The 19255-nt window shown below is 63.0% G+C and carries 14 protein-coding genes and 3 tRNA genes; 8 read left to right on the top strand and 9 right to left on the bottom strand.

Annotated features, from left to right (window positions below; genetic code table 11):
• Window positions 1–13: 13 nt before the first annotated feature.
• Both HS968_RS16445 and HS968_RS16450 read right to left on the bottom strand, forming a co-directional pair.
• On the bottom strand, window positions 14–946 hold the full coding sequence (locus tag HS968_RS16445) for a 1-aminocyclopropane-1-carboxylate deaminase/D-cysteine desulfhydrase (RefSeq protein WP_407681663.1): 933 nt from the start codon (window positions 944–946) through the stop codon (window positions 14–16).
• Between the two features lie 8 nt (window positions 947–954).
• Window positions 955–2322, bottom strand: a complete 1368-nt coding sequence (locus HS968_RS16450) for a chromosome partitioning protein ParA (protein ID WP_182367235.1) — start codon at window positions 2320–2322, stop codon at window positions 955–957.
• Window positions 2323–2895: 573 nt separating this feature from the next.
• Between HS968_RS16450 and HS968_RS16455 the strand changes: the two genes are divergently transcribed.
• Entirely contained in the window at window positions 2896–3852 is a 957-nt protein-coding gene (locus tag HS968_RS16455) for a TAXI family TRAP transporter solute-binding subunit (protein ID WP_182367237.1), read from the top strand.
• A 253-nt stretch (window positions 3853–4105) separates the two neighbouring features.
• Here HS968_RS16455 and HS968_RS16460 read toward each other — a convergent pair whose 3' ends face one another.
• Together HS968_RS16460 and HS968_RS16465 are read right to left on the bottom strand one after the other, a co-directional pair.
• Window positions 4106–4537: a nuclear transport factor 2 family protein gene (locus HS968_RS16460; protein ID WP_182367239.1), complete on the bottom strand. Its 432-nt coding sequence runs from the start codon at window positions 4535–4537 to the stop codon at window positions 4106–4108.
• Window positions 4538–4600: 63 nt separating this feature from the next.
• Window positions 4601–6634 (bottom strand): NADPH-dependent 2,4-dienoyl-CoA reductase, encoded by a 2034-nt coding sequence (locus tag HS968_RS16465; protein WP_182367241.1) that lies wholly within the window; start codon window positions 6632–6634, stop codon window positions 4601–4603.
• Window positions 6635–6836: 202 nt separating this feature from the next.
• Here HS968_RS16465 and HS968_RS16470 point away from each other — a divergent pair, with 202 nt between their 5' ends.
• Both HS968_RS16470 and HS968_RS16475 read left to right on the top strand, forming a co-directional pair.
• Window positions 6837–7862, top strand: coding sequence for a carbon-nitrogen hydrolase family protein (locus HS968_RS16470; protein ID WP_182367243.1), 1026 nt, complete (start codon window positions 6837–6839; stop codon window positions 7860–7862).
• Window positions 7859–8941, top strand: coding sequence for an AraC family transcriptional regulator (locus tag HS968_RS16475; RefSeq protein WP_182367245.1), 1083 nt, complete (start codon window positions 7859–7861; stop codon window positions 8939–8941). The genes HS968_RS16470 and HS968_RS16475 overlap by 4 nt, the downstream gene beginning before the upstream one ends.
• A 189-nt stretch (window positions 8942–9130) precedes the next feature.
• On the opposite strand, the gene HS968_RS16480 is transcribed toward HS968_RS16475, so the two are convergent.
• The 4 genes from HS968_RS16480 to HS968_RS16495 form a co-directional block, all read right to left on the bottom strand.
• Window positions 9131–9207: transfer RNA gene (locus tag HS968_RS16480), tRNA-Asp, on the bottom strand.
• Window positions 9208–9315: 108 nt separating this feature from the next.
• Window positions 9316–9392: transfer RNA gene (locus HS968_RS16485), tRNA-Asp, on the bottom strand.
• A 35-nt stretch (window positions 9393–9427) separates the two neighbouring features.
• Window positions 9428–9503: transfer RNA gene (locus HS968_RS16490), tRNA-Val, on the bottom strand.
• Between the two features lie 97 nt (window positions 9504–9600).
• Window positions 9601–10074: a MarR family winged helix-turn-helix transcriptional regulator gene (locus tag HS968_RS16495; RefSeq protein WP_182367246.1), complete on the bottom strand. Its 474-nt coding sequence runs from the start codon at window positions 10072–10074 to the stop codon at window positions 9601–9603.
• Between the two features lie 113 nt (window positions 10075–10187).
• Between HS968_RS16495 and HS968_RS16500 the strand changes: the two genes are divergently transcribed.
• From HS968_RS16500 to HS968_RS16520, 5 genes are all read left to right on the top strand, one after another.
• On the top strand, window positions 10188–11957 hold the full coding sequence (locus HS968_RS16500) for an N-acetylglutaminylglutamine amidotransferase (protein ID WP_182367248.1): 1770 nt from the start codon (window positions 10188–10190) through the stop codon (window positions 11955–11957).
• Window positions 11958–12090: 133 nt separating this feature from the next.
• Window positions 12091–13830, top strand: coding sequence for an N-acetylglutaminylglutamine synthetase (gene ngg, locus HS968_RS16505; RefSeq protein WP_182367250.1), 1740 nt, complete (start codon window positions 12091–12093; stop codon window positions 13828–13830).
• 63 nt (window positions 13831–13893) lie between these two features.
• Complete coding sequence (locus HS968_RS16510) at window positions 13894–15093, top strand: osmoprotectant NAGGN system M42 family peptidase (RefSeq protein WP_119692743.1); 1200 nt, start codon at window positions 13894–13896, stop codon at window positions 15091–15093.
• Between the two features lie 161 nt (window positions 15094–15254).
• A complete protein-coding gene (locus tag HS968_RS16515; RefSeq protein WP_182367251.1) occupies window positions 15255–17999 on the top strand; it encodes a hybrid sensor histidine kinase/response regulator in 2745 nt (914 codons plus the stop codon).
• 242 nt (window positions 18000–18241) lie between these two features.
• On the top strand, window positions 18242–18493 hold the full coding sequence (locus tag HS968_RS16520; protein ID WP_119692745.1) for a YheU family protein: 252 nt from the start codon (window positions 18242–18244) through the stop codon (window positions 18491–18493).
• Here the strand turns inward: HS968_RS16520 and HS968_RS16525 are convergent.
• Entirely contained in the window at window positions 18483–19154 is a 672-nt protein-coding gene (locus HS968_RS16525; RefSeq protein WP_182367253.1) for a DNA-3-methyladenine glycosylase I, read from the bottom strand. The genes HS968_RS16520 and HS968_RS16525 overlap by 11 nt on opposite strands.
• Window positions 19155–19255: the final 101 nt, after the last annotated feature.

Genomic DNA, 19255 nt, shown 5'->3' on the forward strand with positions numbered 1-19255 from the left:
CAGACTCCGCTGGTCAGACCTGAGTGTAGTCGGCGCCCATCAGCGCGCGGCGGCCCTGCAAGCCGCCAGTATGAACGAAGATCAGGCGAGAACCGCGAGGAAGATGGCCGCTGCCGCAAAAATCGCGCAGCGCCAGCAATGCCTTGCCGGTATAGACAGGCTCCAACGGCAGGCCACAGTCTTGCTCGGTACGTAAGATGAACTGGCGCAGCGGCTCATCCAGCCGCGCAAAACCACCGCGCGCCGCTTCGACCAGGCGATAGCCCTGCCCCGCAACCTGAGCCTCGTCCAGCAACGCCGCCACCTGCGCAGCGACGCCGTGGCTGGCAGGAACCGCCAGGGCGCCATACACCAGGCGTTGTCCTTGCTCGCCCAACACCAGACCAGCCAGGGTCGTGCCGGTGCCGGCCGGCAACCACCAGGCATCGAAATCCGACCAGCCGATGCGCTGCAATTGCGCCTGCACCATGTCGACCATAACGCCACAACCGTCGGCACCTGCCAGGCTCAAACCGCCTTCGCCTACCGGATGAAAACCGGGGTAGCGCGCCAACCAGGGCTGCCAGAAGTCGGCCTGATGACGTGCCCGGTAACCGGCATAACCCAGCCAGTGCAATTGCATACCCAGCGCTTGCAGATCATCGATGGTCGGCGTTCGCTGCGGCTCACCCCGCAGCAAGCCAACGGTGGCGAAGCCGAAGCGCTTGCCCGCCGCAGCCAGCGCATGCAGATGATTGGAGTGCGCGCCGCCCAGGCTGATCACGCCTTGCGCAGCGCTGGCCTCGGCTGCACGTAGATGCGCAGCGAGCTTGAACCATTTATTGCCCGATACCAACGGATCGATCAGATCCAGACGCAGGCAGGCCAGCTCGATGCCGGCCGCCTCGAGCCAGTCCAGTTTTACCGGTTGCAGAGGCGCCTGTGGGCACCAATCAGGGAATCGCAGTGCCAAGATCAGCTAACGGTACGCAGGCGGCCGCTGGCCTTGTGGCGCGTGCAGCAGTTGGAATCGCCGAGGGTGAAACGACTGGGCGAGTCCACCCGGTCGATGGGAATGCCACAACGCTCGCCACTGGGCAGCGTCGTGTCGCAGCTCGGTTGCTGATAATGAGCCAACCAATGGCGGTACTGTTCTTCGGAAACGAAGCACTTGGCGGCAGCGTAGGCCATGGGGTTGTCCTGATAACGCGCGACATCCTGCAGCGCAATGGTCAGGTGCCCGGCGCCAGGGTGATAAACCACGAAGACTACGCCGAGCTTGGCCAGACGCTCAAGGGTCTGATCCCCTCCCTGGCTGGCGAACTCGTCACGCTCACGCTTGAGCCGTTCGACCTCGGCCTGTAGCTGGGTATCGAGCTCATTACGGTAGGCCAGCTCCACATCGCGGATGGCAATCTGTTCCTGATAGTGCGCCACAGCAGCGGCGACCTTCGCCTGCAACTCGCCGTCGAACTGGGCGCGCAGGATGTCGCCTTCGGTACGCCCATGGCGCTCCAGTGCACGTAATTGCTGAGCCATTTCTTCGCGACTGCGCTGAAAACTTTCGGCCTGCGCCGCCAGCTGCGCCTTGAGGTTGGCGTTGAGCTCTTCCTGTTGACGCAATGCCTGGTGCAACCCGTGAATCTGCCCCTGCAGGTTCTTGCTCTGCTCCTCGCTGGCCAGCTTGAACTTGGCCAGCTCCTCTTCGTGCTGCTGGGTCAGGCTGGTGATACGCAGGCGTTGCTGCTGAATCAGCTGGGCCGTCTTGGCGCGGTGCTCCTGATCCATCTTCTGCGCCAACTGGGCGGCCACTTCCTTGGCCGGATCGGGCGCGTACCATTTGTCCTCGGACGCCACCTGCAAGCGCTCGGCCACCACGGCCGGGGCACTCTCGTCCTCGACCAGCAGGCCAAGCTGGTTGCGCTTGACTGCATCGCGCAGGATCACCAGATCGTTCTGCCCCGGCGCCAGGCTGGGATCCCACAAATGCATCTGGTGCCAGGAAACCGGGCATTGGCTGCGGCAGGCCAGGCGGATCGGTCCAGCACCCAGATCAGGCCCACGACCGGCACGCTCGGACAGGTGTTGCAGAGGAATGTTCCAGCCCTTGTCAGGCCGACCATCCTCGTCGAAATCCAGATAGAAGAACACCGCAGCCCTGACCAGCAGACGCGGGTTGATCACCACGAAAACCGCCCGCATCTGTTCATCGGCGAACTCGGGCATGTTCACCACACCATCGAGCAAGGCTTCGAATTCAGGGAACATCATCTGTTTGCAGATACCGCGCTCACTGAAGAACATCACGGCTTCCACCATCTGCGGCTTGTTCTGCATGCTCATCGAAGACCCTCTGAACCAACGGGGGAATATGCGCGCACGGCATCGTGCACCAGAGCAGTACAAGCTTTGGCGCAGATGTCGTCCTTGATCGGTCAGGCAAGTCTAGGGGAAAACCCAGCCGCGGCAATGTGACTCGGTTGGCACTCGACCGGCCCCAGGCGACAGATGGACCGCTGGCTGCGCGAAACTGTGACGAAGCCGGTAAAGCAGCCCCCTCCGCCTTCAGCGAGAACAGCCTGGCGTCCTGCGTCTGTCCGGAGAGAAATAGGCGAATTTCCGCTCACCACGCATTACCCGTCAGCATCTTTCCGCCGAGCAAACCTGACACCCGATCACTTCGCGCGCTCTAGCACGCGAGCAGTCGAGGCTGGCACGCCAACTGCTCAGTCCCTGATTGTCCGCACGCCATGACCGTGCAGACAGGACTGATAAAAAAGATAAGAGGTCAGCCATGTTTCGCCATCGCACTCCCCTACTCCCTCGCTCAACTCGATACGGGCGAAGCCTGGCCACGAATATCCCACTTACCTGAAACCTTCCCGGCCAAAAACATAACAACAACGGAGAAATTCCATGCGCTTAACCAAGCGTCTTGGCCTGCTCGTCGCTGCCGCGATGCTGGTCAACAGCCCCAACGCCCATGCCAACCCCACTTCGATCAACATTCTCACCGGAGGCACCAGCGGGGTTTATTACCCGCTGGGCATGACCCTCTCCACACTCTACAGTGAGGGCATCGACAATTCGGACACGACGGTGCGGGCCACCAAGGCCTCAGTGGAAAACCTCAACCTGCTGCAGATCGCCCGCGGCCAGCTCGCCTTCGCTCTTGGCGACTCGGTGGCCGATGCCTGGAAAGGTGACGAGGACGCCGGTTTCAGAGCCCCGCGCGACAGGCTTCGCGCCATCGCCGGCATCTATCCGAACTACATCCAGATCGTCGCCAGCAAGGAGTCGGGGATCAACAGCCTGCAGGACTTGCGCGGCAAGCGGATTTCCGTCGGCGCGCCGCGTTCAGGCACCGAACTCAACGCACGGGCCATCTTCAAGGCTGCCGGCCTGAGCTACAGGGACATGGGCCATGTCGAATTCAAGCCCTACGCCGAGTCAGTCGAATTGATCGAGAAAGGGCAACTGGACGCCACCCTGCAGTCAGCTGGCCTGGGCATGGCGGCGATTCGCGAACTGGCTGAGCGGGTCGCCATTACCTTCGTAGCGATCCCGCCGGACATCGTCGCGCGCATCGGCAGCGGCGCCTATCAGTCAGGCATCATTCCGGCTGGCACCTACACAGGGCAGACCAACGATGTGCCGACCGCCACCATCACCAATATTCTGGTCAGTCAGACCAGCGTGCCGGACGAGCTGGCCTACGAGATGACCCGGTTACTGTTCGAGAATCTCGATCGCCTGGCCGACTCGCACCCAGCGGCCCGCGACATCAGCCTGGAGCGAGCCGTCAGCGGGCTACCGATTCCACTGCACCCAGGAGCCGAGCGCTTCTATCGCGAGGCTGGCATTCTGCGCTGAGAGCGTGTTCAAAGTCTGCTGCGCGTCGGCCATGCAGCGTTGAAATCAAGCTGGAACGCCAGCCCGGTCAGAAGCCGCTTGCGGCTAACGCACTTTAGTGCGGCCCCGGAGGGGTGAGCGAAGCGAGTCATGCTCATTTACAGCTCGTAAACTCGAATGCGAGCCCAATGCGTTCTTCGCTCGATTCGCGGGGCCGCCATCGGTATTGCCTGGCTCTAGCTCGCGAGACTTTGAACAGGCTCTGAGGCAGAACTCAGCCTTTGGCTGCGGCGAGAAATGGCGCCAGACGTTGCGCCATTTCCGCGCCAAGAGCCTGCAGTCCACTCATCGGCCGAACCATCACTTCGAACTCGACGATCCGTCCCGACTCGTCGAAACGGATCATGTCGATCCCCTTCAGCTCACGCCCGGCGACCCGCGCAGAGAACTCCAGCACCACGTTGAGGCCATCGGCCGTGGCCAGTTCGCGGTGATAGGCGAAGTCCTCGAACACCTTGAGCACGGTATTGAGGATCAGGTTGACCACCTGCGCGCCCGGATAAGGCGTGTGCGCCATGGGCGAGCGGAATACGGCCTGTGTGTGCAGCAACTCGGGCAAGGCGCTGAGATCCTTGGCGGCGATGAACTGGTGCCAGCGTTCCAGGCTGGCAGCGGCGGCAGGATGCAGTTGGGCGTTGAGAGACATCGGCTTCTCCTTGTTATTGTCAGGCCAGATAGCAAACGCCCCGCACTGAGCGGGGCGTCGTCATTACAGCTCAGCCGCCAGGCGTGAACCTTGATTGATCGCCCGCTTGGCATCCAGCTCGGCGGCGACATCCGCGCCACCGACCAGGTGTACGCGCTGACCGGCGCTTTCCAGCCCTTCCTGCAGCTCGCGCAGCGGATCCTGGCCGGCGCAGACGATCACGGTGTCGACCGGCAGCACCTGCTCCTCGCCACCAGCGATGCGGATATGCAGGCCGGCATCGTCGACCTTCACGTACTCGACGCTATTGAGCATCTGCACGTTCTTGTTCTTCAGCCCGGTGCGGTGAATCCAACCGGTAGTCTTGCCCAGGCCATCACCGACCTTGGTTTTCTTGCGCTGCAGCAGGAACACCTCGCGCGCCGCCGGGTGCGGGTGCGCCACCACACCAGCCACGCCACCACGCGCTTCCAGCGCGGTATCGATGCCCCACTCCTTCCAGAACTCGTCGCGGTCGAGACTGGTGGCCTTACCCTGGTGGGTGATGTATTCGGAGACATCGAAGCCGATGCCGCCAGCACCGATCACTGCGACCTTCTGGCCGACCGGCTTGCGCTCGAGGATCGCATCCAGGTAACCGATCACCTTGGCATGCTCGATGCCCGGGATCTCCGGCGTACGCGGGGCGATACCAGTGGCTAGGATTATCTCGTCGAAGCCGCCCTTGACCAGGTCATCCACCGACACACGGGTATTCAGGCGCACGTCGACGCCAGTAGTTTCCAGCTTGCGCTTGAAGTAGCGCAGGGTCTCGAAGAACTCTTCCTTGCCCGGTACACGCTTGGCCACGTTGAACTGGCCACCGATCTCGCCGGCCGCATCGAACAGGGTCACGCTGTGGCCACGCTCGGCCGCAACGGTGGAGGCCGCCAGTCCTGCGGGGCCGGCACCGACCACGGCGACCTTCTTCACCGTGGTGGTGGGGATGTAGTTCAACTCGGTCTCGTAGCAGGCACGCGGGTTGACCAGGCAACTGGTCAGCTTGCCGCCGAAGGTGTGATCCAGACAGGCCTGGTTGCAGCCGATGCAGGTATTGATCTCGTCGGCACGGCCTTCGGCGGCCTTGTTGACGAAGTCCGGGTCGGCGAGGAACGGACGCGCCATCGACACCATGTCGGCATCGCCCTCGGCGAGTACCTGCTCAGCAACTTCCGGCGTGTTGATACGGTTGGTGGTGCACAACGGGATGCCGACTTCGCCCTTGAGCTTGGCAGTGACCTTGGTGAAGGCCGCGCGCGGCACCTTGGTGGCGATGGTCGGGATACGCGCCTCGTGCCAGCCGATACCGGTATTGATGATGGTGGCGCCGGCCTTCTCGATGGCCTTGGCCAGCAGCACGATCTCGTCCCAGGTGCTGCCGCCTTCGACCAGATCAAGCATCGACAGGCGATAGATGATGATGAAGTTCGGGCCAACCGCTTCGCGCACACGACGGACGATCTCCACCGGCAGGCGCATGCGGTTTTCGTAGCTGCCGCCCCAGCGGTCGGTGCGGTGGTTGGTGTGAGCAACCAGGAACTGGTTGATGAAGTAGCCTTCCGAGCCCATCACCTCGACACCGTCATAGCCGGCCTGCTGGGCCAGCACGGAGCAATTGACGAAGTCGGCGATCTGCTTCTCGATGCCCTCCTCGTCCAGCTCACGGGGCTTGAACGGGTTGATCGGCGCCTGAATGGCGCTCGGCGCCACGGATTTGGGGCTGTAGGCATAACGCCCGGCATGCAGGATCTGCATGCAGATCTTGCCACCGGCCTCATGCACGGCCTGGGTGACGATCTTGTGCTTCTCGGCTTCTTCCGGCGTGCTCAGCTTGGCCGCGCCGGAATACACGCCACCCTCTTCGTTCGGGCCGATGCCACCGGTGACCATCAGGCCGACACCACCACGGGCGCGCTCGGCGAAATAGGCCGCCATGCGCTCGAAACCGCCCGGCTTTTCTTCCAGACCAGTGTGCATGGAGCCCATCAGCGTGCGGTTTTTCAGCGTGGTGAAGCCGAGGTCGAGCGGGGCCAGCATGTGCGGGTAACGAGCAGTCATGGAAATCTCCACATCGCGGTGCAGTTCACGGATTGCCGCGGTCTCATGGTCACGCGGTCGGTTATGGAGCCAGACGATAAAGAGGCTGCATGGCATGCTCAATGATCAAAACTAACAAGATAATGATCAAAAATAGCAACATGGCTTGGCAGCACGGCTCGACCGACCTAACCTGCACCGCACTGAAGCTGAAAATCCTGAAATGCGCTTACTGATCACTCTCTTGCTCTCGCTTGCGCTGCTGGCCGGCCTTGGCAGCTACGCCCATTGGATCGAGCAGCGTCCAAGCGGCCACTACCTGTCCGATCTGCGCAGCCAGGTCGCACTCGACCTCGGCCAGCCCGGCTCGCGCGGCAACCTGCTGGGCATCCAGCCGGAACTGTTCGCCGCCGACTACCAGAGCGTTGGCCGCCTGCGCCTGAAACTGGCTGCCTATCTGGATCACGCCCGTGAGCAAGGCATGCTCAGCGAGCGCACCGTCGTCGTACTGCCCGAACACATCGGCACCTGGTTGCTAGCCGTCGGCGAGAAGGAAGAGCTCTACCGCGCCAGTGAACGCCACGAGGCCTTGCAGTGGCTGGCGGCGAGCAATCCTCTGGACTTCCTCAGCGCCCTGTTCAGCGCCGAAGGCGACACACGACTGGACGATGCGCTGCTGCGTACCAAGGCCAAAGCAATGGCACGTGACTATCAGCAGTTGTTCGGCGAATTGGCTCGCGATTACGGTATCACCCTGGTGGCCGGCTCCATCGTCCTGCCCGAACCGCGCGTGGAGCTCGGCCGTCTCGAAGTTGGCCGCGGGCCGCTGTACAACGTCAGCCTGGTATTCGACCCGGCCGGCCATCCACTGGGCCAGCCGCAGCGCCACCTGTTCAGCGCAAGCACGCTCGCCACCACCGCACCCAGTGCACTGCAGGCACTCGACACGCCGGCCGGCAAGCTCGGTGTCCTGCTCGGCGGCGACGCCAGCCAACTCTCAGGCGATAAAGCACTGGCTGACGAGCAGATCGAACTGCTCGCCATGCCCAGCGACCTGCAAAGCCACTCGAATGATGGGCAGCTCAATCAGCAACTGCAGGCCCAGGGCATCCGCGCCGGCCTACAAGTCCACTTGCGCGGAAGGCTGTGGGAACGCAGCGGGCAATCCCAGGCCCTGGCATACGATGCCGGGCAACTGAGCCGAGGCGCCAGCGCCCCTGGCGCACAACTGATCAACCTGTGGTTATGAAAGCCTCACGCGTTCGCCTGGGCGATCTTTCCGTCGGGTTCACCCAGGCGCTGGCTGACGCACTGCGCGCCAAAGGCCATAGCCCCGAACCCTTGCTCGAACAATTCGGCCTGGACGCCACGCGCCTGAGCGAGCCACGTGCACGCTTGTCGATCCCACGCTTCATGCGCCTCGGGCACAGTGCAGTTGCCCTGTGTGACGACCCGGCACTGGGCCTGGAGATGGGGCACCACAGTCGCCTCAGCCAGGTCGGCCTGGCCGGCATCTGCGCTGCGCAAGCGCCCAATCTGCGCGAAGCCGCGCGCACGCTGACCCGTTTCGAGCCGCTGTATGCCGCCAACTACCGAGGGCGCTCTGGCTTCAGCGAAGACGCACGCGGCGCCTGGCTGCACTTCTACTCGATCAGTCCCTACAACGCTTACAACCGCTTCGTAGTGGATTCGGTGCTGGCCGGCTGGCAGACCAATCTGAGCCAAGTGGTCAGCCGCCCCATCACCCCGGAAAAGGTCGAGATCGAATTCCCGCGCCCTGAGTACGGCGAACGCTACGAAGCGCTATTCGATTGTCCGTTGGAGTTCAGCGCCAGCGCCAATCGCCTGCGCCTGAGCAACGAAAGCCTGGCCTTGCGCAATCCGCAGCATTGCCCAGGCACCTGGCGCCATCTCGTGGAATTGTGCGAACGCGAACTGGAGCAGTTGACCCGCACCCGTAGCCTGCGTGAACGGGTGATCCAGCTGCTCGGCCCATTGCTGCACGGGCACGAACCAGACCTGGAGGAAGTCGCCCGCAGCCTGCACCTGCCCAGCTGGACACTGCGGCGCAAGCTGGCCGAGGAAGGCACGCAATTTCGCACCATCCTCAACGACACCCGCCGCGACCTGGCCACGGCTTATATCCGCGACACCGAACTGGCTTTCGGTGAGATTGCCTATCTGCTCGGCTTCGCCTCGGCCGAAGCCTTCCAGCGCGCCTTCAAACGTTGGCTCGGGCAAACGCCGGGCGACTATCGACGCGCGCAGCGCCGGGTCGATAGTGACAGTCAAAGCTCGGTGGCGTCGTCGACGTCGGACGCATCCTGATCGAGGGCGCCGCGCTCGAGCAATTCTTCCTGATAGTCATCCATCTGCGTTCTCCTGAGTCTTCTCGTCTGTTCATTAGCAAGCTACGTTGTCGAGATGAAGACAAGATGACGAAAAGCCGCAGGGCGATCGTCCGGGATGACAGGCAATAAAAAACCCGCTGATCTTGCGATCAGCGGGTTTCGTATATGGCGCAGCGGACGGGACTCGAACCCGCGACCCCCGGCGTGACAGGCCGGTATTCTAACCGACTGAACTACCGCTGCGTGTCGGTTGGACTTTCGTCCAGAAAACTCTTGAAGCGTTGTTGCATCTGATGGCGCCCTTGCGGGCTTTGCCATCTCAAACCGACGAAACGTCGATCTGGGAAATAATGGCGCAGCGGACGGGACTCGAACCCGCGACCCCCGGCGTGACAGGCCGGTATTCTAACCGACTGAACTACCGCTGCGCGTCGGTGGACTTTCGTCCTTCTCTCTAAGGCTATGGTGGGTGATGACGGGATCGAACCGCCGACCCTCTGCTTGTAAGGCAGATGCTCTCCCGGCTGAGCTAATCACCCATGTGCCTTAGCGAGGCGCGCACTTTATGCAGGCGGCGATGCTAAGTCAACACCCTGCTTGAATTTTTTCTGCAAAAGGCGAGTTCAACGGCGCTCCTCATTCCATCTCCCCGCACAGTTCGGCGGCGCGCAGCAGCGCCGCCGTGAGGCTGTGCCGCTCCCACTCGGTCAGGGCAGCGAAACGCTGATTAAACTCAGGCGGCATCAGCGAAGGCGCCTGCTGAATCAGTTCACGACCGGCATCGCTGATCAACAACCATTGGCGACGTCGATCCTGATCGTCGCGCTGACGTTGCAGCAGGCCGCGCTCCTCCAGGCGATCGAGCAGCCCGGAGAGGGTCGCCGCCGTCAGGCTGACCCGACTGCTGAGCACGCTGGCAGTCAGGCGCGTCTCGCTGGCCAGCACCTGCAACACCATCAACTGCATGGGGGTCAGGCCACCGAAACGGGCCAGGCGCTTGGCATGCACCTCCCCTGCCTGCTGCAGGCGCCGCAGGGCCTGAAACAGCGGCATTTCGAACGCCATGACAGATGACAAATCCATTTCAGAAGGAACTTTTTTATCAGCCATAAGCACCAATACACACTACCCAAAACTTTGACATGAAAGCATTTTCTTGTTTTGGTGTAAAAGGTTCGGCCTGCCCGAACCACTCTCCCCAACGGCAACACCGGTAAGGAAATATGTGCGGAATAGCTGGAGAACTACGTTTTGATCGACGCCCCGCGGATCTGGCGGCAGTCGAGCGCATCACCCACCACCTGGCCCCTCGCGGCCCCGACGCCCACGGCTTCCACAGCCAAGGCCCCATCGCTTTGGGCCATCGCCGCCTGAAGATCATGGATCTGGCCGAAGCCTCGGGCCAGCCGATGATCGACAGTGATCTCGGCCTCTCGATGGTATTCAACGGCGCCATCTACAACTACCCCGAATTACGCGCCGAACTGGAAGCCCTGGGCTACCGATTCTTCTCTGGTGGCGACACCGAAGTGCTGCTCAAGGGCTATCACGCCTGGGGCGAGGCGCTGCTACCCAAGCTCAACGGCATGTTCGCCTTCGCCGTCTGGGAACGTGACAAACAGAGCCTGTTCATCGCCCGCGACCGTCTCGGCGTCAAACCGCTTTACCTGTCGCGTACCGGCGAACGCCTGCGCTTCGCCTCGTCGCTGCCGGCGCTGGTGCAAGGCGGCGACATTGCCAAGACGCTGGACGCCGTCGCGCTCAACCACTACCTGAACTTCCACGCCGTGGTACCGGCACCGCGCACCATCCTGGCCGGCGTGGAGAAACTGCCGCCAGCCACCTGGATGCGTGTCGACACCGACGGCAAGGTTCAGCAGAAAACCTGGTGGTCGCTGCAATTCGGCCCACAAGGCGAGGAAACCGGTTACGGCCTGGAAGAATGGCGTGAGCAAGTGCTCGACACCATGCGCGAAGCCGTGGCCATCCGCCAGCGTGCCGCCGTGGATGTCGGCGTGCTGCTTTCCGGCGGCGTCGACTCGAGCCTGCTGGTCGGCCTGCTGCGCGAAGCCGGCGTGGACAACCTGCTGACCTTCTCCATCGGCTTCCAGGATGCCGGTGGCGAGCGTGGTGACGAATTCCAGTATTCGGATCTGATCGCCCAGCGCTTCGCCACCCGCCACCACCAGTTGCGCATCGGCGAGCACGAGATTCTCGATCAGTTGCCGCAGGCCTTCCGCGCCATGAGCGAGCCGATGGTCAGCCACGACTGCATCGCCTTCTATCTGCTCTCGCGTGAAGTGGCCAAGCACTGCAAGGTGGTGCAGAGCGGCCAAGGCGCCGACGAACTGTTCGCCGGCTACCACTGGTACCCGCAGGTCGATGGCGCCAAGGATGCCTTCGCCGCCTACCGCGCCGCCTTCTTCGATCGCGAGCACGACGAATATGCCGCCTGCGTACAGCCCGCCTGGCTGACCGGCGACATGGCCGGCGAGTTCGTTCGCGAACATTTCGCCATGCCTGGCGCCGAGGCTGCCGTGGACAAGGCGCTGCGCCTGGACAGCACGGTGATGCTGGTCGACGACCCGGTCAAGCGCGTGGACAACATGACCATGGCCTGGGGCCTGGAGGCGCGCACGCCCTTTCTCGACTACCGCGTGGCCGAACTGTCGGCGCGCATCCCGGCGCAGTTCAAGCTGCCTGACGGCGGCAAGCATGTGCTCAAGGAAGCCGCGCGCAAGGTCATCCCCAGCGAGGTGATCGACCGGCCCAAGGGTTATTTCCCGGTGCCAGGCCTCAAACACCTGGAGGGCGCCACCCTCGGCTGGGTACGCGACCTGCTGCTCGACCCGAGCCAGGATCGCGGCCTGTTCAACCCGACCATGCTCGACCAGTTGCTGACCAATCCGCAAAGCCAGCTGACGCCGCTGCGCGGCTCCAAGCTGTGGCAACTCGCGGCGCTCAACCTGTGGTTGAGCGAACAGGGCCTGTAACTCACACGGAGCGGCCTGCGGGCCGCTCTTGCAGGATCAATGGTCGTCGCCCGGCAAGTCCGGGGTTTGTCGCGACTCAATGACGATTCGGCTCAGACCGGACGTAGTGATAACGGACAGGGACTACTATTTCATGCGCTCCACTGCCTTCAACCAGCGCCTGCTGCGCGGCCAGACACCCTCCTACGAGCGTCTACAGGCACGCCTGGCCGAAGATCACGCCAGCCAGCCCAGCCAGCCGCAAGCCATTCATTGCGGCTGGGGGCGCCTGCTGATCGGTCACACCTATCCGGATGCCAGCGACCTGGCCGAAGCACTGCTCGGCGAGCAACCGGGTGAGCGCGATATCGCCCTGTACGTCGCCGCGCCGCACCAGGTGCTGGCGCACGCCCCGCAGCAACTGTTCCTCGACCCCTCCGATACCCTGCGCCTGTGGTTTACCGACTACCGTCCGGCGCGCCGCAGCTTCCGCGGCTTTCGCATTCGCCGGGCGCAGAACGAGGCGGACTGGCAGGCGATCAACTGCCTGTACCAGACACGCGGCATGCTGCCGATCGACCCGGACAAACTCACGCCCTATCACGAAGGCGGCCCGACCTACTGGCTGGCAGAAGATGAGGACAGCGGTGCGGTGATCGGCAGCGTGATGGGCCTGAACCACCAGCGCGCCTTCCGTGACCCGGAAAACGGCAGCAGCCTCTGGTGCCTGGCGGTCGACCCGCAGTGCAGCCGCCCCGGCGTCGGCGAAGTGCTGGTACGCCACCTGATCGAACACTGCATGAGCCGCGGCTTGAGCTACCTCGACCTGTCGGTGCTGCACGATAACAAGCAGGCGAAAAAGCTCTACGCCAAGCTGGGTTTTCGCGAGCTACAAACCTTCAGCCTCAAGCGCAAGAACGGCATCAACCAGCCATTGTTCCTCGGCCCCGGCCCGCAGGCCGAACTCAATCCCTACGCCCGGATCATCGTCGACGAGGCACTGCGCCGCGGCATCGAGGTGCAGGTGGACGACGCCGAAGCCGGGCTGTTCACCCTCAGCCAGGGCGGCCGGCGCATTCGCTGCCGTGAATCGCTGTGCGACCTGACCAGCGCGGTGAGCATGACCCTCTGCCAGGACAAGCGCCTGACTCATCGCACCCTGTCGCGCGCGGCTCTCAGTGTGCCGGCGCAATGCCTGGCCGGCAGCGCCGAAGACAACGCCACCTTCCTCGCCGAACACGGCTCGGTGGTGGTCAAGCCGGTCGATGGCGAACAGGGCCAAGGGGTGGCGGTCGATCTGCGTACACCGGGTGAAGTCCAGGAAGCCATCGAGCGCGCCCGCGTGTTCGATCAACGCGTACTGCTGGAGAGCTATCACGAGGGCCATGACCTGCGCGTGCTGGTGATCGGCTATGAGGTGGTGGCCGCGGCCATCCGTCGCCCGGCAGAAATCATCGGCGATGGCCGCCACAGCATCGGCAAACTGATCGACGCGCAGAGCCGCCGGCGCCAGGCTGCAACCGGTGGCGAGAGCCGCATCCCCAAGGACACCGAAACCCTGCGCACCCTGCACGGTGCCGGCCTCGACTACGACAGCGTGCTGCCTGCCGGCCAGCGCCTGGCAGTACGCAAGACCGCCAACCTGCACACCGGCGGCACCCTGGAGGACGTTACCGCGATCCTCCACCCGACTCTGCGCGACGCCGCGATCAAAGCCGCTCGGGCGCTGGAAATCCCGGTGGTAGGGCTCGACCTGCTGGTGCCTGCCGCTGACCAGCCCGACTACGTGTTCATCGAGGCCAACGAACGCGCTGGCCTGGCCAACCACGAGCCGCAGCCGACCGCCGAGCGTTTCATCGACCTGCTGTTCCCGCTCAGTCACGCACCGAGCTGAGCGCCCTGCCCCGGCCCTCTCCCGCAAACGGGAGAGGGGAAACCTGAACGCCGAGGAGCTTGCATGCAACAACTACCCGAACCCGATCTCGACTACATGCAGAAGGTGCTGCTGGAGATGCTCGCCATCCCCAGCCCCACCGGTTTCACCGACACCATCGTGCGCTATGTCGCCGAGCGTCTCGAAGAGCTGGAGATTCCCTTCGAGTTGACCCGTCGTGGCACCATCCGCGCCACCCTGCGCGGTCGCCAGAGCGAGTACGAGCGCTTCGACCGCGCCGTCTCCGCGCACCTCGACACCATTGGCGCCATCGTCCGCGAGATCAAGGACAACGGCCGTCTCGGCCTGGCACCGGTGGGCTGCTGGTCGAGTCGCTTCGCCGAAGGCAGTCGCGTCAGCCTGTTCACCGACAACGGCGTGATCCGTGGCAGCGTGCTACCGCTGATGGCCTCGGGACACGCCTTCAATACCGCCGTCGATACCCTGCCGGTGAGCTGGGATCACATCGAGCTGCGCCTCGATGCCTACTGCGCTACACGCGCCGACTGCGACTCACTGGGCATCGCCGTGGGTGATTTCGTCGCCTTCGACCCGCTGCCCGAGTTTTCCGAGAGTGGCCATATCAGTGCCCGTCACCTCGATGACAAGGCCGGTGTCGCTGCACTGCTGGCCTCATTGAAGACGATCCGTGATCACGGCCTGCAGCCGATGATCGACTGCCACCCGCTGTTCACCATCACCGAGGAGGTCGGCTCCGGCGCTGCGGCAGCCCTGCCCTGGGACGTCAGCGAGTTCGTCGGCATCGACATCGCCCCGGTCGCACCAGGCCAGCAGTCCAACGAACACGCCGTCAGCGTTGCCATGCAGGACTCCGGCGGGCCCTACGACTACCACCTGTCACGCCAGCTGCTGCGCCTGGCCGCCGAACAGGAAGTGCCGGTACGTCGCGATCTGTTCCGCTACTACCATAGCGATGCGCAGTCGGCGGTGGCCGCCGGCCACGATATCCGCACCGCGCTGCTGGCCTTTGGTTGCGACGCCACGCATGGCTACGAACGCACCCATATCGACAGTCTCAAGGCCCTTAGCCGCCTGCTCACGGCTTACATGATGAGCCCGCCGGTATTCGCCAGTGATGCGCAACCAGCCCAGGGTTCGCTGGAGCGTTTCAGTCACCAGCTGGAGCACGACGCACAGATGGAAAGCGATACCCGTGTGCCCCCCGTGGACAGCCTGGTCGGCCAACATGATCGGGACGCTTGAAGGCTTGGGCGCATAAAGGCAAAGTGACACAAAAGGACGACTGGGGAGCATGCGCTCCCCTTTTTATGGCCTGCTCTCCCTGCCGGCCACCCCTAGGGACGTCGCCCCGCGACGTTAAAAAATGACTCCGGCCATTTGTCATGGCCTACTGAGGTTCACGGATGCCTCGTCTTTGCCTGGCCTTGCTGTTGTTATGGCTTGCCTGCCCAAGTTGGGCCCTTACGCCTGCGCCGCTGGACAGCGACGACATACGTATTTCCCTGGGCACCTACACCAGCTATTACGAAGACGTAGACGGCACCCTGAGCGTCGAACAGATCCAGGCACTGGACGACGACGCCTTCAAAGGCCTACGCAGCGAACACGCGAACCTGGGCAAGAACGACTCGGTGTGGTGGTTCAAGATACGCCTGCTCAATGGCCTGGAGCACTCGCTGGGCGGCTATTTGGAAGTCAACTATCCGCTGCTCGACCATCTGCAGGTCTATCTCATCAGGCCCGACGGTTCGCGCCTGGAACAGGAAAGCGGCGACAGCTTCGCCTTCTCGCAGCGGCCGGTACAGGTGCGCAACTTCTGGTTTCCCATGCAGCTGGAACCCGGCGTCAGCACCCTACTGCTGCGTGTGGACACCACCAGCACGGTGTTCGTGCCGCTGTTCTTCAGCACCTATGGCGCCAGCGCGGCGGCACAGGAAAATCTGATGGGTTTCAACGGCGCGTTCTACGGCGTGCTGTTCGCGATGTTCTGCTACAACCTGTTCCTCTATCTGTCGCTGCGCGAAGCGGCCTACCTCTGGTACCTGGCCTACAACCTCAACGTTGGCCTGCTGGCCGCCTGCTTCGACGGCATGTTGTTCAAGCTGCTGCCCGAGCATGTGGCTTTCCAGTCGGTGAGCATCTACATCCTGATGTACGTGCATTGCCTCACCGCCATCCAGTTCAGCCGCCACTTTCTCCATGCCCGCCAGTACTTCCCGAAACTGGATACGGGCCTGCGTCTGATGATGCTGATCTGCGTTGGCTGCCTGCTGTCGGTACCGCTGGTGGGCTTCGCCGCCTGGAACATCCTGGCCAGCGTCACGGTATCGCTGGTGTCGCTGGCACTGCTGCTCACCGGCATCTACGCCTGGCGCCGCGGCGTGCGCTACGGTTCTTACTACACCCTGGCCTGGGCCATCCTGCTGTTCGCCTTCATCCAGGCCACCACCGGCTCGCTGGGGCTCGAGGTGTTCGGCGTGTTCGGTGCCACGGCGGTGAAGATCGGCGTGACCATCGAGCTGATCACCCTGTCCATCGGTCTTGCCGACCGCATCAACCTGCTCAAGGAAGAAGGCTTCCGCTCACGCCGCGCAGCGGAACAGGCCGAGTTCGAGAGCCAGGCCAAGAGCCGCTTCCTAGCCAAGATGAGCCACGAAATTCGTACGCCACTCAATGGCGTGCTGGGCATGCTGCAGTTGTTGCGCGAAACGCCGCTGGATCGTAGCCAGCGCTTCTACGTCGACACCATCTCCAGTTCCGGCAGCTCGCTGATGGCAGTGATCAACGACATCCTCGACTACGCCCGCATCGAATCCGGCAAGCTCAGCCTGGAACAGATCGAATTCGATCTCGAAGACCTGATTTCCGAGACCCTCAGCCTGTTCACCGGCCAGGCCCTGGACAAGCGCCTGCGCCTCTATGTCAGCCTCGAAAGCGGCGTGCCACGACGTATCCAGGGCGACCCGACACGCCTCAAGCAGATCTTGATGAACCTGCTCAGCAACGCCCTGAAATTCACCGCAGAAGGCCATGTGGCGATCAGCGTCAGCCGCCGTAGCGATAGCCACGGTCATCCGCACCTGATCTTCGCCGTCAGTGACAGCGGCATCGGCATCAGCGAGCAGGCTCTGGCGCAGCTGTTCGAATCCTTCGCCCAGGGCGACTCCAGCACCACCCGCCGTTATGGCGGCAGCGGCCTGGGCCTGGCCATCAGCAAGGAGTTGGTGGAGATGATGGGAGGACGTATCGAGGTGCAGAGCACCCTCGGCCAGGGTACTCGCTTCGCCTTCGACATCCCGCTACTCGGCGAACAGGAAGCCCCTGACGAACTCACCCGCCTGCTGGCCGGGCGCACCGCCCTGCTCGCCTCGCTCGACGGCCTCGGCCTGGATGCCCTGAGTCGACTGCTCGGCCGCTGGGGCATGCGCACCGAACGCTGCCAGACGCCCGAACGCCTGCAAGACTATCTGGAAGACTTCGACGCACCACCGCTGCTGGTACTGATGGCCCCCTGGCCCGGTAGCGTCAATCACTGGCTCGACTCGCTCAGACCCATGCTGCAGATACAGCAGCGCGTACTGCTGGTGTGCCCACCCGAGGCCTGCCAGCAATTGCCGACGAGCCAGGGGCTGCGCCTGCAGCACCTGGCCCAACCGATGGCGATCAACGCCCTGCGCCAGGCGTTGCGCGGACTCTACGAAAAACCCAAAGCACAGGTACATCAGTTGGTCAGAGAGATACGTAGCGACAATGGCGACGCCCCCTGCATCCTGGTCGCCGAGGACAACCCGGTGAACCAGCTGGTGGTTCAGGGGTTTCTGAAGAAACGCGGTTACAGCGTGCGCCTGGTGACCAACGGCCAGGCCGCCCTCGACGAATACAGCCGCGCCCCGGACGCCATACACCTGATCCTGATGGATTGCGAGATGCCGGTGATGGACGGCTTCGAAGCTACCCGGCAGATTCGCCGCCTGGAACACGACAGACAGCTTGGCGCGGTGCCCGTGATCGCCCTGACCGCACACATCCTCGATGAACACCGCCAGCACGGCCTGGATGCCGGCATGGACGATTTCCTCGGCAAGCCGCTGGACAGCACATTGCTCTACAGCACGCTGGAGCGTTACCTGAAAATGTCCGGTTCCTGACTGCAGGGCATCTCTAAAAACGTAGGCGAGGCAGTCAGCGCAATACCGATGGCGGCCCCGCAAAAACAGGCGAAAAACGCTCGGAGTCGCGCTCGACTTTACGAGCTGTAAATGAGCATTTTGAGCCTGTTTTTAACGCAGCGATGACAACGCAGGTAGTTTTTAGAGATGCCCAGCAGGCGCTGTCGCGGGGAGTCGGCGACAGCTCTATCATAGACAGCGCCAACTGGAGCCTCCCTACCGTGCTGATCCCCGCTCACCTGCTGCAAGCCGAAACGCTCACCGCGCTGATCGAAGACTTCGTCACCCGCGACGGCACCGACAACGGTGACGAAACCCCGCTGGAAACCCGCGTACAGCGGGTTCGCCGAGCCCTGGACAAGGGTGAAGCGGTGATTGTCTTCGACCCGGACAGCCAGCAATGCCAATTGGCGATGAAGCGCGACGTGCCCAAGGAATGGCTGGAGGCCTTACAGGACTCACTCAGTGATTGACCGTGTGCGCCAGCATCACCGATAGCTGGCACAGCGGTCGGCCGCTTTCGGCGTGCCACTGGTTGAAAGCAGCCTGCACCGCAGCCAGATCCTTCTGACTGGTCGGTGCCTTGTCGATCACGCCCTGTGCCTTCAGCGCCGCGACCATATCGTCGGTCGGGATGAAGGTGTCCTTGCCCACCATGCGCAGAAAGCGCGGTGCAGACAATCCACCCAGCTGACTGCCGTGCTTGGCCAGGTATTTCCACAAGCCGACGACATCGCTTACCGGCCAGTCAGCGATCAACGCGCCGAAACTGCCCTTCTCGCGGCGCACGTCGAGGATGAACTGGGCATTGCGGGGCACGCTCTTCAGCTTGCCCAGATGGCGGATCAGCCGCGCATCCTGCATCAGGTTCTCCAGACGCTCGGCGCCCATCAGCACTACCTTTTCCGGATCGAAGCCAAAGAAGACTTCCTCGAACGCCGGCCATTTGGCATCCACCAGGCTGTGTTTGAGGCCCGCACGGAAGATGCGCAAACTGATCAACGACAGGTAGCGGTCATCGCTCAGTGCACGCAGCTCGGCGTCGCTGCGCGGCTTCGGCAGCATGGCCTCCAGCGCCTTGACCGAGCCGAAACGGTTGAGGCAGAACTCGTGCAACCACTTGTAATCACGCATGAATCGAACCCTTCATGAAACGGATGACGAAGCCTGCATGCAGTAAGCCGAACACCGCAAGCCCTGTAAAACCGTAGGGCGGGTGAAACCCGCCAATCTCG

The organism is Pseudomonas berkeleyensis (genome assembly GCF_014109765.1).
Classification (GTDB): domain Bacteria; phylum Pseudomonadota; class Gammaproteobacteria; order Pseudomonadales; family Pseudomonadaceae; genus Aquipseudomonas; species Aquipseudomonas berkeleyensis.

Coding starts and splice junctions, on each gene's coding strand:
- HS968_RS16500 (WP_182367248.1), top strand. CDS start 10,188: ATGTGCGGAATAGCTGGAGAACTACGTTTTGATCGACGCCCCGCGGAT.
- HS968_RS16495 (WP_182367246.1), bottom strand. CDS start 10,074: ATGGCTGATAAAAAAGTTCCTTCTGAAATGGATTTGTCATCTGTCATG.
- HS968_RS16475 (WP_182367245.1), top strand. CDS start 7,859: ATGAAAGCCTCACGCGTTCGCCTGGGCGATCTTTCCGTCGGGTTCACC.
- HS968_RS16515 (WP_182367251.1), top strand. CDS start 15,255: ATGCCTCGTCTTTGCCTGGCCTTGCTGTTGTTATGGCTTGCCTGCCCA.
- HS968_RS16510 (WP_119692743.1), top strand. CDS start 13,894: ATGCAACAACTACCCGAACCCGATCTCGACTACATGCAGAAGGTGCTG.
- ngg (WP_182367250.1), top strand. CDS start 12,091: ATGCGCTCCACTGCCTTCAACCAGCGCCTGCTGCGCGGCCAGACACCC.
- HS968_RS16455 (WP_182367237.1), top strand. CDS start 2,896: ATGCGCTTAACCAAGCGTCTTGGCCTGCTCGTCGCTGCCGCGATGCTG.
- HS968_RS16470 (WP_182367243.1), top strand. CDS start 6,837: ATGCGCTTACTGATCACTCTCTTGCTCTCGCTTGCGCTGCTGGCCGGC.
- HS968_RS16460 (WP_182367239.1), bottom strand. CDS start 4,537: ATGTCTCTCAACGCCCAACTGCATCCTGCCGCCGCTGCCAGCCTGGAA.
- HS968_RS16465 (WP_182367241.1), bottom strand. CDS start 6,634: ATGACTGCTCGTTACCCGCACATGCTGGCCCCGCTCGACCTCGGCTTC.
- HS968_RS16450 (WP_182367235.1), bottom strand. CDS start 2,322: ATGAGCATGCAGAACAAGCCGCAGATGGTGGAAGCCGTGATGTTCTTC.
- HS968_RS16525 (WP_182367253.1), bottom strand. CDS start 19,154: ATGCGTGATTACAAGTGGTTGCACGAGTTCTGCCTCAACCGTTTCGGC.